Source organism: Canibacter zhoujuaniae (assembly GCF_011752015.1).
Classification (GTDB): Bacteria; Actinomycetota; Actinomycetes; order Actinomycetales; family Microbacteriaceae; genus Canibacter; species Canibacter zhoujuaniae.
In genome coordinates, this window is sequence record NZ_JAAIKA010000002.1 from 124,491 (window position 1) to 139,550 (window position 15,060).

Here is a 15,060-nt window from a genome sequence, read left to right on the forward strand (position 1 = left end):
CTTTCTAGAGCACCGCCGCTTATAGGTTTTCGAGAGTCACCGACGAACCTGCCAGGGTGAATGCCTGCCTAGCGATTGCGAGCTCTTCATCGGTGGGGATTACTAAAATTTCAACCTGAGAATCAGCAGCGCTGATACGCCGCGCGCCAGTATTAGGAGCAGCGTTTAATTCAGGATCCAGCTTTAACCCAAAGTTTTCTAACCCGGCGCAAATCAGCTCGCGTGGCAGGCTTGCATTTTCTCCAACGCCAGCGGTGAATACGAGCGTATCCAAGCGACCAAGATCAAGCATATAGGCGCCTATATATTTGCGGACGCGGCGGGCATAGACGCCAAGCGCCAAATTTGCTGCAGCATCTCCGGCAGCTGCGCGCCTAGTGACATCACGCATGTCAGCATCACCTGTCATGCCCAACAGGCCACTGCGTTTATTAAGAATATTGTCAATTTCATCGACGCTGAACCCAGCTACTCGATTGAGATAAAAAATTATTGAGGGATCGAGGTCACCGGAGCGTGACCCCATAACAAGCCCTTCAAGCGGCGTCATTCCCATCGAGGTGTTGACAGATTTGCCGTCTTTTACTGCGCAGACACTAGCGCCGTTGCCGAGGTGCAGCACAATTTGGTTTAGGTCAGCAAGCGGCCGTTTCAGAAAATCAGCTGCCGCCTGCGACACAAACTGGTGACTTGTGCCGTGAAAACCGTATCGGCGCACACTGTATTTTTCACTAATTTCCGCATCAATCGCGTAGCTGTATGCGTCTTTAGGCATACTCTGATGAAATGCGGTATCAAACACCGCAACGTGCGGAGTGTTCGGAAACAGTGCGCGTGCCGCCTGTATGCCCGCGTGCTGGCCGGGATTGTGCAGTGGTGCAAGTGGTGCGAGCGCTAAAATACGTGCAGCAACCCGATCATCGATTAACGTTGGCGCGATAAACTCTGCGCCACCCTGCACTACACGGTGCCCCACGACCGTTAGCTCGAGATCACCCAGCGGGGCGCCGGTCGCATCGAATGCCTCGCTCATCGCTGCGAATGCCTGTTCGTGATCCGCAATGGGGAGAGTGCTGTTGTAGGTTTGCGCCCCAGCCCTGTGATTGAGAGAGGCTGTAGGCTCACCGATCCGCTCTATTAGACCGCTTGCGATGCGTGTTTCAGTGGTGGCATCGATTAGCTGATACTTGAGTGAGGAAGAGCCGCTATTGACGACAAGAACCGTGCTCATTCTGTCTCCCCATTACCGGTTGTAGCCAATCCCGCCTGCACCGCGGTAATCGCGATAGTGTTCACAATATCGACAGTGGTTGCACCACGAGACAGATCATTAACCGGCTTGTTTAACCCTTGCAAAACCGGGCCGACTGCGATTGCAGCAGCCGAGCGTTGCACCGCTTTATAGGTGTTGTTACCGGTGTTGAGATCAGGAAAAATAAACACAGTTGCTCGCCCCGCAACCTCAGACCCTGGCAGTTTTGCTGCGCCGGTTGCAGGATCGCTAGCCGCATCGTATTGGATCGGGCCTTCGATAAGCAGGTCGGGGCGGCGTTCCTTAGCTAGCTTGGTGGCTGCCCGCACTTTATCAACATCAGCTCCAGAACCCGACTCGCCGGTTGAGTAGGAGAGCATCGCGATACGCGGCTCAACTCCAAACTGCGCGGCTGTGTCTGCAGAGGAGATTGCAATATCAGCAAGTTGTGCAGCGGTCGGATCGGGGTTAACCGCACAGTCCCCGTAAACCAACACCCGATCTGCAAGAGCCATGAAGAAAACGCTCGAAACAACAGAGGTGCCCGGTTTTGTTTTAATAATCTCGAAGCTTGGTTTAATTGTGTGGGCGGTTGTGTGCGCAGCGCCAGAGACCATTCCGTCTGCCAAACCCATATGCACCATCATCGTGCCGAAGTAGCTGACATCGGTGACGCGCTCGCGGGCGGTTTCTAGCGTGACGCCTTTGTGCGCACGCAGACGAGCGTATTCAGCAGCAAACTCTTCAACTAGGTCACTATTTTCGGGGTTGATGATCGCCACCTTAGACAGGTCTAGACCGAGCTCTCCCGCACGCCGACGCACCTCGGTTTCATCACCAAGAATTGTGAGCTGCGCAATGCCGCGAGACAGCGCAGTGCTCGCTGCGCGCAGCACCCGGTCATCGTTGCCCTCAGGAAGCACTATGTGGCTGCTCGTCGCAGACGCCCGCTCAAATAGGTCGTAGGCAAACATCAGCGGGGTGCGGACGTTTGAAGTATCCACCGCCAGCAAACGCTGCAGCTCGTCAACGTCAACGTGTGAGGTGAACAGCTCATAAACCGTGTCGAATTTACGCTGTGCGGTCTCTGAGAGAAGACCTCGAGCGCGGACGATAGCCTGCACTGTATCGAAGGTGCCGCTGTTTACACGGATAATCGGCAGGCTTGATTTGATGCCGTCGAGGAGCCGTTCAACATCGGGCACAAGCGGAAAATCACCGTTCATAACCACAGCAGCGATCGTGGGGAAAGTGGTTGCTTCGTGCGCCATAACTACCGCTAAGAGGGTTTCACTGCGATCTGCCGGCACAACGATGACGGCGCCCTCTGTGAGACGCCCGAGCACGTGCTCCATGTGCATGCCGGCGATAACAATGCCGCGAATTTCTCGGTCAAGCAGCTCTGCGTCGCCGCGCACCAGAGTGCCACCAATCGAATTGAGCACTGTTGCAACACTTGGAGCAACAAGCAGTTCGTTTTCGGGGATTGCCCACACAGGAGAATCCGGCACCTCTTTTTGAACCGTGCTGATGATCTCGTCTAAGGCATTAGCGTCTGCCCGGTTAATAACAGTCGCGATATGGCGAGCGTGCGCCTCTTTCAGTTGAGTTAACGCGGAATCCACGGTTGAAGCCAGCTCGCGTGGGGTGCGCGCCGGTAGCTGCCCAAGGGTTTCTAGACCGCTTGCATCGCGCCCTCCGATAACCAGCAGCACCGGAGCGTCCAGATTTGCAGCAATTTTTGCGTTGAAAGCAAACTCCGTCGGAGCGGGAATATCTGTATAGTCGGATCCAACAATTACGACCGCGTCACACTTCGACTCAAGTTTCTTATAGCGTGAGACGATTTCCGACAGCGCTTGCTCAGGATCATTGTGGGCTGCTTCGTAGGTGACGCCGATGCTCTCCTCATAGCTCAAATCGCTGTGCGCGGCAGCGATGAGCAGCTGTAACACCCGATCCTTAGTTTCACCAGAGCGGATCAGCGGACGGAAAATACCCACCCGCGGTGTTTGCTTCAGCAGAGAATAGACAACCCCGAGTGCAACAGCGCTTTTTCCTGATCTGCCATCAACAGCGGTGAGATAAATTCGTGCGGTCACGCTTTAAGGGTAGCCGAGGTGTCATTAAAAATCATCGTAAATTTGCCTGTTAACAGCTTCCTTCCGGCCTTAGAAAGTCACAGTTGCGGCCGGTACGATAGATGACATGGCTACCGCACTATACCGACGCTACCGTCCCGAAAATTTCGCTGAGATGATCGGGCAACAGCATGTTACTGAGCCGCTGATGGCGGCTTTACGTAACGGTAAAGTGGGTCACGCCTACCTCTTTAGCGGGCCGCGCGGGTGCGGTAAAACAACTTCAGCCAGAGTGTTAGCGCGCTGCCTGAACTGCGCTGAGGGGCCGACAGATATGCCGTGCGGTAAGTGTCAGAGCTGTGTTGAGCTCAGCCGCACCGGGGGCGGCTCGATTGACGTAGTTGAGATAGACGCTGCAAGCCACGGTGGTGTTGATGACGCCCGCGATTTGCGTGAGCGTGCAACCTATGCGCCAGCACGCGACCGCTACAAAATATTCATCATCGATGAAGCTCACATGGTGACATCAGCGGGCTTTAACGCACTGCTAAAAATCGTGGAAGAGCCACCAGAGTATTTAAAGTTTATTTTTGCAACCACCGAACCTGAAAAGGTTTTGGGGACGATCCGCTCACGCACGCACCACTATCCGTTTCGGCTTATCGCGCCGGGCACACTCGGTGATTATGTGGAACAAATATGCCAGGCTGAGGGCGTAAATTTAGAGCCCGGAGTGCTTTCGCTATTAGTTCGTGCAGGCGGCGGATCTGCGCGCGATACCCTCTCAATTCTCGATCAGTTAATCGCCGGTAGTGACGGTGATACGGTTTCTGTGCAGCGTGCAACAGCGCTGCTCGGCTACACGAGCGCAGAGTTGATTAATGAAACAGTTTCAGCGCTCGCAGCGCGTGATGCGGCAGCCGCATTCAAGGTGATCGAGCGGGTTATTCAAACCGGGCAAGATCCGCGCCGCTTCACCGAAGACCTGCTGAACCGGATGCGCGACCTTATTGTCATCGCCGCAACGAGTGTGGAGGGCGCAGACAGTGTGTTTCGAGGCGAGTCGCAAGACACACTCACCGCCATGTTCACGCAGGCACAGGCTTTTGCGCCAGCGGAGCTCTCTAACATTGCTGATACGGTGAGTGCGGGTCTGGACAGTATGGGTGGCGCAACCGCGCCGCGACTGCAGCTTGAGCTGTTAATTGCGCGCGCGCTCGCGGTGCCATCCGGCGGGGCAACCGGGGCTCTTCCCGCCGGTAGCGCTAGCATTCCCGCAGGCACTGCTGCGCGACAAGATACGCAGGCAGCAGCAGCGACTGCGCCCCTCCAAACCGGCACACCTTTTCCTGCTGCACAGCCTCCGCAGCAGGAAAAGCAGGCGACGCCGCACTCTGGTGCGTCATCCGCAGGAGAGAGCCTTAATGCGCTCGCCGCTACCCGCGCTTTCTTGGCAGAGAGCGAGCCGGACCGCACTGCAGAGCCTGCTCCCGAAGCCCAGACATCTGCGGTATCGCCTGAGAATGCCGCAGATGTGCGCGCAAATCTCAAAGCTCAGATGCAGCGAATTGAACAGGCCCCACCCTCAACTGAGTTTTTGCGTGATACCGCAACAGCACAACCCGAGACAGCCGGCGCAGACCTTGAAGGCGACGCACTCTATGCGGTCTGGGGCGAAGTGCTTGAAGAACTAGCAGTGGGGGATGAAACCGTTTTTCGTGCCGCAAATCTTGCGGTGCCACTGCGCCTCAAAGAGGAGAAATTTACCGTCGGTTTTCGTAGCCCCCACGATCTGCAAACCTTTAGGAGTACGGCTGCAACAGCGGTGCGAGACATTCTTGAGGGTGCTCTGGGGTTTACGGTTGGTTTTGTTCCGCAGCCGGTTGCTGCAGATCATCCAGTGCCTCCGATTCCGGGTATCCGTGACAGCTCCGAGCCTGAGGAGCCTTCTCCCGCGGGTAATTTGGTTACCGCAGAAGCATTGGTTAAAGCAGCGCTTAACGCGCCCTCAGCTAATGCTGGCAAGATACAGGCAGAGCCCGTTGACTCTGCTGATCCCGCTGAGCAGATAGCTGCACCTCAACCACCCGCCACTGACCGCTCACCCGCGATACAGCCCCAACCAGCACAGCAAGAGCAGGCGCAGCACGAGCAGACCCAGCAGCGAGTAGTGACTGAGAACGAATCTGACGACACGACAGAGAAGGCCAACGCTCTCCCAGATATCGAGCGGTACGGTGAAGCTGTTGTGCGTCAGATCCTGAACCCGACAGTGCTCGACTAACCCCCGCGTGAAGGTGAAACCAATTTATGTATGACGGCATTATTCAAGAACTTATTGATGAATTCGGTAAATTGCCCGGTATCGGGCCAAAATCTGCGCAGCGCATAACCTTCCACGTTGTGCAAACAGAAAGCTACAATCCCAAACGGCTTGGTGAGTTGCTTGCGCAAGTGCGGGATAAGGTCAAGTTTTGCCGTGTTTGCAAAAACGTCACCGAGGCGGAAGTGTGCAATATTTGTCTCGATGAGCGCCGCGATCCAACCCTAATCTGCGTTGTGGAAGAGCCGAAAGACGTTGTGGCGATTGAGCGCACGCGGCAGTTCCGCGGCCGCTATCACGTGCTGGGTGGTGCTATCAGCCCGATCGACGGTATCGGCCCGGACGATTTGAGCATCGCAGAACTGATGCAGCGACTCGCAAGCGGTGAGGTGCAGGAAGTTATTATTGCCACCGACCCGAACCTTGAGGGGGAAGCCACTGCCGCCTATCTCTCGCGGATGCTGAACTCAATGCAGATACCTGTGTCACGTCTCGCATCCGGTCTGCCAGTCGGCGGAGACCTTGAGTTTGCCGATGAAGTAACGCTCGGGCGCGCATTTGAGGGGCGCACAAAACTGTCCTAACAATACACAGTAAATACAGATAAACTGAGTAAGTTAGTCCTCATACTCGCTAGCAAGGAGTTGCAGTGGCACTTGTTGTGCAGAAGTTCGGTGGTTCGTCAGTTGCTGACGCCGAGAGCATTAAGCGTGTCGCTAAACGCATTGTAGACACTCGACGCGCTGGCAATGATGTGGTTGTCGCGGTGAGTGCGATGGGGGACACAACCGACGAGCTACTCGATTTAGCCAATGAGGTGACGCCGATACAAGATCCGCGCGAGCTCGATATGCTGCTCACCGCCGGAGAACGCATCTCCATGGCGCTGTTGGCGATGGCGATTAAGGCGCAGGGCTTAAACGCAGTATCATTTACCGGCAGCCAGGCTGGCATGCTGACCGACGGAAAATACGGGGCGGCAAAGATCGTTAGCGTCACCCCAGGCAGAGTGCAGAAGGCGCTCGAGCAGGGTGCGATTGCGATTGTTGCGGGCTTCCAAGGGTTTAATCAGGGCACCGGCGATGTCACCACCCTCGGGCGGGGCGGATCAGACACAACCGCGGTTGCTTTGGCTGCTGCTCTAAAAGCAGACGTTTGTGAAATTTACACCGATGTTGACGGTGTGTTTACAGCGGATCCACGCGTTGTGCCACTGGCGCGCAAACTTGATGCAATAACCAGCGAAGAAATGCTTGAGCTTGCCGCAGCGGGTGCGAAGGTGCTCCACTTGCGTGCTGTGGAGTTCGCGCGCCGGCACGGTGTGACCTTGCACGTCCGATCATCATTCGCAGGCCACCAAGGCACTTTTGTTTACGACCCAGAGCAGGGTATCCCGGAAGGAATCACCATGGAAGAGCCAATTATCGCCGGTGTCGCAGCTGAAAAAAATGACGCAAAAATTACCGTCGTCGGTGTTCCCGATGCACCGGGACTGGCCGCACAGATCTTTACAATCGTCGCTAAGACTAACGCCAACGTTGATATGATCGTGCAAAATGTTTCACACGCCGCTGAGGTGCCGCGCACGGATATCAGCTTTACTGTGCCAGTAGAGCAGGGGCGCACAGTTGTTAACGCACTGCAGGCAGAGCAGGAGACGCTCGGTTTTGAAGCACTGCAGTATGACGATCAGATCGCGAAGATCGCACTCGTGGGTGCTGGTATGCGCACAAATTCGGGTGTTTCTGCAAAACTGTTCAAGGCACTCTACGAAGCGGGTATTAACATCGAGATGATCTCCACCTCAGAAATCCGTATTTCGGTTGTGACGCGTGCCGACATGCTCGAGGAAGCGCAGCGTGTTTTGCACACAGCGTTCGGTCTGGATGCCGAAGAAGAAGCTACCGTTTACGCAGGCACCGGCCGCTAAAAGTTTTTGAAGGGTAAGAAAATGTCAGCAAATCTCTCAGTCGCTGTTGTTGGCGCAACCGGTCAGGTTGGCGGCGTGATGCGGGATCTGTTAGCCAAGAGCGATATTCCGCTGGGATCTGTGCGGTTGTTTTCAAGCGCCCGCTCGGCTGGCTCAGAGATCGAATTTAAGGGCTCACCAATTGTCGTAGAAGATATCGCAACAGCCGACTTTTCGGGCATAGATATCGCACTGTTTTCAGCTGGCGGCGCAGCTTCAAAAGAGTACGCTCCGAAGTTTGCAGCAGCTGGCGCCACAGTGATTGACAACTCAAGTGCCTGGCGTCTTGATCCCGAAGTGCCGCTGGTCGTTAGCGAGGTGAACCCCCACGCAATTGCGGAGGCCAAGAAGGGCATTATCGCAAACCCGAACTGCACCACAATGGCTGCGATGCCTGTGCTGCGCCCGCTGCATAAAAAAGCTGGGCTTGAACGGCTGCGGGTTGCAACATATCAGGCAGTGAGCGGATCAGGGCTTGCCGGCGTGCAAGAGTTATACGGGCAGACCGCAGCACTGATTGAATCAGGGATCGCGACCGACCTTGTTTACGACGGGCACACTGACGCTACGCCAGCGCCAGCGGTTTACGTTGCTCCAATCGCCGCGAATGCTGTGCCGATTGCGGGCAACCTTGTCGATGACGGCACGGGTGAAACTGATGAAGAGCAGAAGCTTCGCAACGAAAGTCGAAAAATTCTAGAAATTCCAGATTTGCTGGTAGCCGGCACATGCGTGCGCGTACCGGTATTCTCCGGGCATTCCCTGGTGATTCACGCAGAGTTTGCAAACGATATCACCTGTGAAGAGGCGAGTGAACTTCTCGCTGCTGCGCCAGGAGTTGAGCTGCGCGACCTGCCAACCCCACGCGCTGCGGCGGGTATTAACCCGAGCCTGGTTGGGCGTATTCGCAAGGATCAGAGCGTAGACGGCGACCGCGGTCTGGTGCTCTTTATTGCGAATGACAACCTGCGTAAGGGAGCTGCCTTAAATGCGGTGCAGATCGCTGAGCTTGTTGCACAGCAGAAGCTGACTGCAGCTTAAACGAGTGTGAGCAGTGAGATCTCGGGCCGGCAAGCAAATCTTGCCGGGGCCGTGATCGCTGTTCCCAGTCCCGCAGAAACGTTAAGAAATGCTGCGTTTTGCGCGGTATACCAGACGCTCAATCCGCGTGCTTGCGCGTTCGGCAGATCGCTGTTTGAGGTCAGCGCTCCAAATCCTGGAATGCGCAGCTGACCGCCGTGGGTGTGTCCTGCAAAAATTAGCTGTGCGCCACGATCTGTAAGCTCATTCAGCGAGTTTGCGTATGGGGCGTGCACAACACCGAAACGCAGCGCAGAACCACGCTGGTGCGATATCTCGTTTTCTTTCAGATTCGCCTCTAGAGCTGCAGTATCGTCAAGTTTTATATGCGGATCACCAAGACCCAGCCACTCGATTTCGTGCTCTCCCACATGTGAGCGTGCGGATCGGTTGTTTAGGTTCAGCGCACCGAGATCTTCAAGCATCGCAGTCAGACGGTCGTTGTCAATGTCTGGCTGTTTTTTGGTTTTTTTAGCTGTGTGGGGTTTCAGATACTTCAGCGGGTTCTTAAAAACTGGGCCGTAGTAGTCATTTGAGCCGTGCACAAAAACTGTGGTTTCTGCGGCTTCAATAAGGGGTTTTAGAGCGTAGCGGACGGCCTCAATTGATTCTTTGTGGCCGGTTAGATCTCCGGTTAGCACAACAATATCCGGCTGCAAGCTAGCCTGCTGGCGCAGCCAGTCGATTTTGCGATCCTGCCACGGCGCAAGGTGCAGATCAGAGATATGCGCTACCCGCAGTGGTGCTGCACCGGATGGCAATACAGCTACCTCTTTTTGCCGCACAGCAAAAAGGTTGCGTTCAATTACGGTTGCCCAGGTGGCAGCGGCTGCGCCGGTTATACCGGCTGCAAGCACTGTTTTTGTAAAACTGTTTAGCGATTTATTCATATGTTTGGTGCTAGCAGTCGAGGGTTAGAACTACCCTGCTACGGGTGGTTGCTTCAGAGCCTTCTGCCGGTGACACAGATACAACCGTTTTTTCGGGATTCGGAGAAGCATCTGTCTTACACTGCATAAAGACATCGTTGTATCCGGCAGCGTCTAGGACGTTAGCCGCGTTTTGTGCGGTGCCGTCGATCAAGCCACCAGGAATGGTTGGCAGCTTCACTTTACCGCTGGAAGGGTAGAGAGTGATCAACGATCCGGAAGGAGCCTGCGTGCCGCCAGCTGGTGCGGTGCGCACGATGTTTCCCTCCGGAACTTCTGAATCCTCTTCAGGAGCTACAGAGACCTGGAAGCCCGCAGCGGTGAGCACCCTGCGTGCCTCGTCTACACTTCGTCCGTCTACGTTCGGCACTTCTTCAGTTATTTGGCGCACGCTTGCATCACTTGGGCCGGGGAAGCGATCGCCACCCCATATTGCGTCAGCACTGTTGGTAATACCCGCAAAGATATTTGTTGTGATGCGGTAGAGGCCGGCCTCAAAGAGGCTGACGTCTCCGCGTACGTTACCGCTCCAAACAGCTGTGGTTACATTGCTGTTGCCGCCTACCCACCAGTCGTCTTTGTAGTTATCGGTGGTGCCTGTTTTACCGAAGCGTGGTATTCCGGTCGGTGAGAGGGCAGGGCGACCCAGGCCGTTAGTCATATAGTGCTCTAGGCCGTAGAGGGTGGTGTTTGCAACATCAGGTGAGATGGACTGACGGCAAGAGCTTTGCGTGAAGTCAACAGCTGCATCTTCAGAGTCTGTGATTGCCTCAATTGGCACTGGCGTGCAGACAACACCACCGTTTGCAAAGCCAGCGTAAGCGGCAGCAACGGTGATAGGCGCTACTTCGTCATTGCCGTTGTAAACACCCGATGGCACACGAGCAAGATTGCGAGTGCCATAGTTTGGCTGCTCTGGGTTTGGGTTCTCAATCGCGCGGTGCATACCCATGCTCTCTGCGAGATCGTAGATGCCGCACAGGTCCATCTGTTTGGTCATCGACACAAAACCACCGTTAAGTGACTGGTCAAGCGCAATTAGAGGCGTGCCGTATGAGTTACCGCGGTTGTTGTCGTTCTGGAATTTGAAGGTGCCGTAACCATAAACTCCGCCATCCACACAGCTTGCGCGGAAGTCCTGCTCGCGTTCGGTGCGACCACCAGCCATGTTCACGCGCTCATGCATTGAATGGCCGTTGCGGATCCATTCGGCGAAGGTAAACGCCTTTACGACCGAACCGTACTGGAAGCCGGAGGATCCTCCATATTCGTAATCAGTGTTGAAGTTGATACTCGTGTAATCAGGGTTTTCTTCGAGTTCAGGATCCTGGGTAAACGTCTTGTTCTGCACCATCGCCAGAACCTTACCCGTGTCGTTGTCAAGAGTTACAGCTGCGCTACCGTAGTCGATGCCCGGAGCGCTTGCTGGCGCATTATTGCGCATTGCCTCTAATGCTGCTTGCTGCAGGTCGAGATTGATTGTGGTGAAGATGTTGAATCCACCGTTTTGGAAACGGAACCAGCGCTCTTCAACGTTTTCGCCAAACTTTTTGTCATTCTGAATGTAGCGGGTGACGTAGTCACAGAAAGTGCCGAGACCCCGGCTTTCTGCCATCACACAGCCACTTTCAGGAACAGAGAGATTCACTTCGATTGGAGTCTCGATGTATTGCGCGTGCTCTTCTTTCGTGATCATCCCTTCACGCAGCATTGAGTTAATGATTTTATTGCGACGTTCTTTGTTGCGCTCGTGATTATCGGGGTTCGCTAGACTCAGCGCTGACGGAGAGTTTACAATCGCGATCAGGCTTGCTGCCTCTGGAACAGTTAGATCCGCAGCTGATTTCGAGTAGTAGGCGCGGGCAGCTGCTTCGATACCGTAGGTTTGACCACCGTAGTTGGCAATGTTTAGGTAACCGAGCAGAATATCCTGCTTAGAATATTTTTTCTCGAGTGAGATAGCCAGCCGCATCTCTTTCAATTTGCGGTCTAGATCCTGGCGGGTTGCGTTGTAGTATGCCTTTTCGCGTTCTTCCTTGTTCGGGAGCATCTCAGCTTCCTGAATCAGGATATTGCGGACGTACTGCATCGAAATTGTTGAAGCACCAGAATCATTGGAGCTTGTGACATTTTGTACGACAGCACGCGCAGCCGCGATAATATCAACCCCGCCGTGGTGATAAAAACGCGGGTCCTCTTCTGCAACAGCGGCGTTTTTAACGTTGTCACTAATTTGATCCCAGCCGACCATCTGGCGATTTTGGGCATAAAAACGTGCGAGCAGCACGTTGTTGCCGTCTTTGTCTTTTGCGTAGATGTGTGATGGTTGTGAGAGTCTACCCGGATCGATGTGCGATGGCAGATTCTCAAAAAAACTAATAACGGAGCTTGTTGTGGCGCCGGTTAATGCGAGCGCGGGAGTCACAGCAACGGTGATTAGAAGACCCGCAATAACGCTCAGCGCGCCTGCGCCGAGCAGCCCGCCCAACATGCCACCGGGTGTTCGCCGGGCGAATTTACGGGTCTTTAAACGCTGAGAATTTGAAGACTGGTCGGTCATAGAATATAACTCTAGTCCGCGTAACTGAAAACCGGTGCGCGCGATGCAGACAGAACGGAGAACTATTTCGTGAGCGAAGCAGAAAATACGTCAGAAGTGGCGCCAAAATGGGAGTATTTTGTCACTCCGTTGCTATTACATAACGAAGCACAAATTTTGAATAACTGGGGAGCCCAGGGATGGGAACTGGTGCAAATTATTACCGGTCCTGCTGGCGGAAATGTAGCGTACTTGAAGAGAAAGGCCAACTAATATGGCGACGATTGAAACTCGAATTAAGGAACTCGGTTATGAAGTGCCTGAGGTGCCGGCACCGGTTGCTGCTTATGTGCCAGCGACCCGTGTCGGAAATTTTGTTTACACCAGCGGGCAACTGCCGAGCATAGCGGGTCAATTGCCGGAAACCGGAAAGGTTGGCGAGGGCGCAGGTTTCGTCTCTCCTGAGCGCGCCGCTGAACTTGCTGAAATTTGCGCCCTTAACGGTATCGCTGCTGCGCGCGGGGTGCTTGGTGACCTAGATAAGATTGTTCGCGTCGTAAAGGTGACCTGCTTTGTCGCATCTGATCCGAACTTTACCGGCCAGGCCGGAGTGGCCAACGGCGCTTCGCTCCTGCTGGGCAAAATTTTCGGTGATGCCGGAATCCATGTGCGCTCTGCAGTCGGTCTGACGGTGCTGCCGCTCGATGCGCCTGTTGAAATTGAGTTTGTCTTTGAGGTAGAGGATTAAACTCCCGCGCACCGTAACTTCCGCCCCCGTTGCAGTCGCCGTTGTAATTTCAGCTGCTGTTGCGGGGGCTTAGTTTGTAACAGCTTGTGGGTAACAGATATTTATACGGTTTATCCACAAATATTTTTTTGTTTGCGGGTCTGACAAATATGCGCGCTTCACTTGAAGCATGTCGTTTGATTCGATCCTTCAGGAGCAGCCACGCACCAGCACGCTTTCTGTTGCAACGCAGCGTGCGCTTGGCTGGCTACTGCCGCTCACAGAGGAGCCCGGCGTGCGCGATATCCTCGTGCGGGCTGAGAGCGCTGATAGCTGCAGCGTTTGGGTTGATGCGGGGAGCGGGCTTAGGCGCATTCAAGCACCTAAAATTGGGGCTGCGCAGTTGCGGGCGCAGGCTGTGGCGTTACTTGCGGCTGGTGGTCGGCAGCTTGATGAGTTGCGACCGTTACAGGATGCACATTTGGGCAATGGTATCCGCGTGCACGCAGCGCTCAGCCCTGTTGCAGCTTCTGGCCACTGCTTATCCATTCGAGTGCCTAGCAAAACCACACTCACCTTGGAAAACCTTGTTGCCGCTGGTTCCCTGACTGCTGCCGGGCATGCCCGCCTTGCAGAGGCTATTAGATGCCGTGAAAATGTTTTGATCGTTGGCGGCACCGGCAGCGGAAAAACTACTCTACTCGCTGCGCTGCTGCAGCAGGTGCCAGAATCAGAGCGCATTATTACGATTGAGGACGTTGCCGAGCTTCGCCCCGGTCACGCACACCATATCAGTCTTGAAACACGGGTTGCCAACAGCGAGATGGTTGGTGAGATAACGCTAGAAGTGCTGCTGCAGAATGCTCTGCGGATGCGGCCTGATCGTCTCGTGCTAGGCGAGTGCAGAGGGCCTGAGATAGCGACTCTGCTCTCAGCGTTGAACACCGGGCATGACGGCGGGGCGGGCACCCTGCACGCCTCAACTGTAGATGATGTGCCCGCTCGCGTTGAGGCATTAGGGGCATTAGCTGGCTTGGCTCCAACAGCGATTGCCAGACAGTTTGTGTCAGCGATTGATCTAATTGTGCATTTGGAGCGTGTGCAGAGTAAACACCGAGTTTCTAAATTCGGCGTGCCCTATCTAACAGATGCTGGCCTGTTGGGAGTGCGTGTATGCGTGCTGTAATACGAGAATTTGAGAGCGTAAAGCGTGAAGTCAGCACAGTGTTTGCGAGCGTCTGGCAGCGGCAAGCTGACAGAGCGCGATTGCTGATCACCGGTGATGAGATGGTGCTACGTCACGCGCTGCGAAAACTGCAACAGCAGAATCTAATGTTGCGCGCTGGGATGCTCTCTGCCAGAGTCTCTGAAGCCCAGCCCTTTCAGCTGCCCACTCGGCGGGTGATAGCCCGTGAAATTGAGGCTCTGTACGCATGTTTAGACAGCGTCGCAACTGAGTCTGGCGCCCCGAGATCATTAGCGCTTGAATCCCTAAGCACAAACATTGCAGCACTGCTTGAATTGCGAAAACGGCGCAGACTGTTAGCGGCCGGCCCACAAGCTTCAATGTTTTTGATTGCACTACTGCCGGTGCTTGCGATTGCGGTTGGAGAGCTTTTAGGGTTTGCGCCACTTTCTGTGATGTTCACTCCAATCGGTGCTGTGCTTGCAGTAGCCGGGTTTTCACTGCTTTTAGTTGGGGTGAGATGGTTGCGCAGAATGATTACCGCAACTCTGTCAAAGGAAAACCTTGTTGGTTTTGAATGTGAGCTTATGGTGCTAGCGCTTGCGGGAGGCATGCCGCTGCAAGCAGCGCAAAAATGCGTTGCTAATGCGATCCTCGAGAGCGGATCCACCTGGCTTAGTGTTGACCAGTTTGCGCCGCACGGCGCGGTTGCTGGGGCGCTGGTCACTGCTGAGCTGACATGCACCGGGGCAAACAGCATCTTACTTGCAAACGCTGCCGATTTGCGAAGAAAGTCGCTGGAGCAGCTGGAGATTGCAGCAGAGCAGCTCGGTGCAAAACTGCTTTTACCGATGGGACTCTGCGTGCTCCCGGCCTTTGTGCTCTTGGGGGTTGTCCCCGTGATTATTTCGATGCTGGGCCAGTGGAGTATTGGCTGATAAATCGTGCCTAATTCAACTCTCTATAGAAAGGAA

Annotated in this window: 12 protein-coding genes; 8 read left to right on the forward strand and 4 right to left on the reverse strand. The window is 54.8% G+C overall.

Annotation, left to right across the window (positions count from 1 at the left end):
* Window positions 1-19: 19 nt before the first annotated feature.
* Entirely contained in the window at window positions 20-1,231 is a 1,212-nt protein-coding gene (locus HCQ99_RS05225; RefSeq protein ID WP_166986960.1) for an acetate/propionate family kinase, read from the reverse strand.
* Window positions 1,228-3,354, reverse strand: coding sequence for a phosphate acetyltransferase (pta, locus tag HCQ99_RS05230; protein ID WP_166986964.1), 2,127 nt, complete (start codon window positions 3,352-3,354; stop codon window positions 1,228-1,230). Before pta ends, HCQ99_RS05225 begins: the two co-directional genes overlap by 4 nt.
* A 106-nt stretch (window positions 3,355-3,460) precedes the next feature.
* On the opposite strand from pta, the gene HCQ99_RS05235 reads away from it, so the two are divergent.
* From HCQ99_RS05235 to HCQ99_RS05250, 4 genes are all read left to right on the forward strand, one after another.
* Window positions 3,461-5,617, forward strand: coding sequence for a DNA polymerase III subunit gamma and tau (locus tag HCQ99_RS05235; RefSeq protein WP_166986967.1), 2,157 nt, complete (start codon window positions 3,461-3,463; stop codon window positions 5,615-5,617).
* A gap of 26 nt (window positions 5,618-5,643) precedes the next feature.
* Entirely contained in the window at window positions 5,644-6,240 is a 597-nt protein-coding gene (gene recR / locus HCQ99_RS05240; protein ID WP_166986971.1) for a recombination mediator RecR, read from the forward strand.
* Between the two features lie 65 nt (window positions 6,241-6,305).
* Entirely contained in the window at window positions 6,306-7,586 is a 1,281-nt protein-coding gene (locus HCQ99_RS05245) for an aspartate kinase (RefSeq protein WP_166986974.1), read from the forward strand.
* Window positions 7,587-7,607: 21 nt separating this feature from the next.
* Complete coding sequence (locus HCQ99_RS05250; protein ID WP_166986977.1) at window positions 7,608-8,666, forward strand: aspartate-semialdehyde dehydrogenase; 1,059 nt, start codon at window positions 7,608-7,610, stop codon at window positions 8,664-8,666.
* Here HCQ99_RS05250 and HCQ99_RS05255 read toward each other — a convergent pair.
* Together HCQ99_RS05255 and HCQ99_RS05260 are read right to left on the reverse strand one after the other, a co-directional pair.
* Window positions 8,663-9,595: a metallophosphoesterase gene (locus HCQ99_RS05255; protein WP_166986980.1), complete on the reverse strand. Its 933-nt coding sequence runs from the start codon at window positions 9,593-9,595 to the stop codon at window positions 8,663-8,665. The genes HCQ99_RS05250 and HCQ99_RS05255 overlap by 4 nt on opposite strands.
* A gap of 10 nt (window positions 9,596-9,605) precedes the next feature.
* The gene (locus HCQ99_RS05260) at window positions 9,606-12,194 is read right to left on the reverse strand and encodes a transglycosylase domain-containing protein (protein WP_166986984.1); all 2,589 of its coding nucleotides are present in this window, start codon (window positions 12,192-12,194) and stop codon (window positions 9,606-9,608) included.
* 69 nt (window positions 12,195-12,263) lie between these two features.
* Between HCQ99_RS05260 and sp36 the strand changes: the two genes are divergently transcribed.
* The 4 genes from sp36 (at window position 12,264) to HCQ99_RS05280 (ending at window position 15,024) form a co-directional block, all read left to right on the forward strand.
* Entirely contained in the window at window positions 12,264-12,446 is a 183-nt protein-coding gene (gene sp36 / locus HCQ99_RS05265; protein ID WP_243854570.1) for a Sp36 family protein, read from the forward strand.
* Between the two features lies 1 nt (window position 12,447).
* Window positions 12,448-12,921 (forward strand): RidA family protein, encoded by a 474-nt coding sequence (locus HCQ99_RS05270; protein ID WP_166986987.1) that lies wholly within the window; start codon window positions 12,448-12,450, stop codon window positions 12,919-12,921.
* A gap of 169 nt (window positions 12,922-13,090) precedes the next feature.
* Entirely contained in the window at window positions 13,091-14,086 is a 996-nt protein-coding gene (locus HCQ99_RS05275; protein WP_166986990.1) for a TadA family conjugal transfer-associated ATPase, read from the forward strand.
* Window positions 14,074-15,024, forward strand: coding sequence for a hypothetical protein (locus HCQ99_RS05280; RefSeq protein ID WP_166986993.1), 951 nt, complete (start codon window positions 14,074-14,076; stop codon window positions 15,022-15,024). Before HCQ99_RS05275 ends, HCQ99_RS05280 begins: the two co-directional genes overlap by 13 nt.
* Window positions 15,025-15,060: the final 36 nt, after the last annotated feature.

What these genes read in the sequence shown, in the direction of transcription:
- HCQ99_RS05260 (WP_166986984.1), bottom strand. Translation starts at nt 12,194, where the DNA reads ATGACCGACCAGTCTTCAAATTCTCAGCGTTTAAAGACCCGTAAATTC.
- HCQ99_RS05235 (WP_166986967.1), top strand. Translation starts at nt 3,461, where the DNA reads ATGGCTACCGCACTATACCGACGCTACCGTCCCGAAAATTTCGCTGAG.
- HCQ99_RS05280 (WP_166986993.1), top strand. Translation starts at nt 14,074, where the DNA reads ATGCGTGCTGTAATACGAGAATTTGAGAGCGTAAAGCGTGAAGTCAGC.
- HCQ99_RS05270 (WP_166986987.1), top strand. Translation starts at nt 12,448, where the DNA reads ATGGCGACGATTGAAACTCGAATTAAGGAACTCGGTTATGAAGTGCCT.
- HCQ99_RS05250 (WP_166986977.1), top strand. Translation starts at nt 7,608, where the DNA reads ATGTCAGCAAATCTCTCAGTCGCTGTTGTTGGCGCAACCGGTCAGGTT.
- HCQ99_RS05225 (WP_166986960.1), bottom strand. Translation starts at nt 1,231, where the DNA reads ATGAGCACGGTTCTTGTCGTCAATAGCGGCTCTTCCTCACTCAAGTAT.
- HCQ99_RS05275 (WP_166986990.1), top strand. Translation starts at nt 13,091, where the DNA reads ATGTCGTTTGATTCGATCCTTCAGGAGCAGCCACGCACCAGCACGCTT.
- recR (WP_166986971.1), top strand. Translation starts at nt 5,644, where the DNA reads ATGTATGACGGCATTATTCAAGAACTTATTGATGAATTCGGTAAATTG.
- HCQ99_RS05255 (WP_166986980.1), bottom strand. Translation starts at nt 9,595, where the DNA reads ATGAATAAATCGCTAAACAGTTTTACAAAAACAGTGCTTGCAGCCGGT.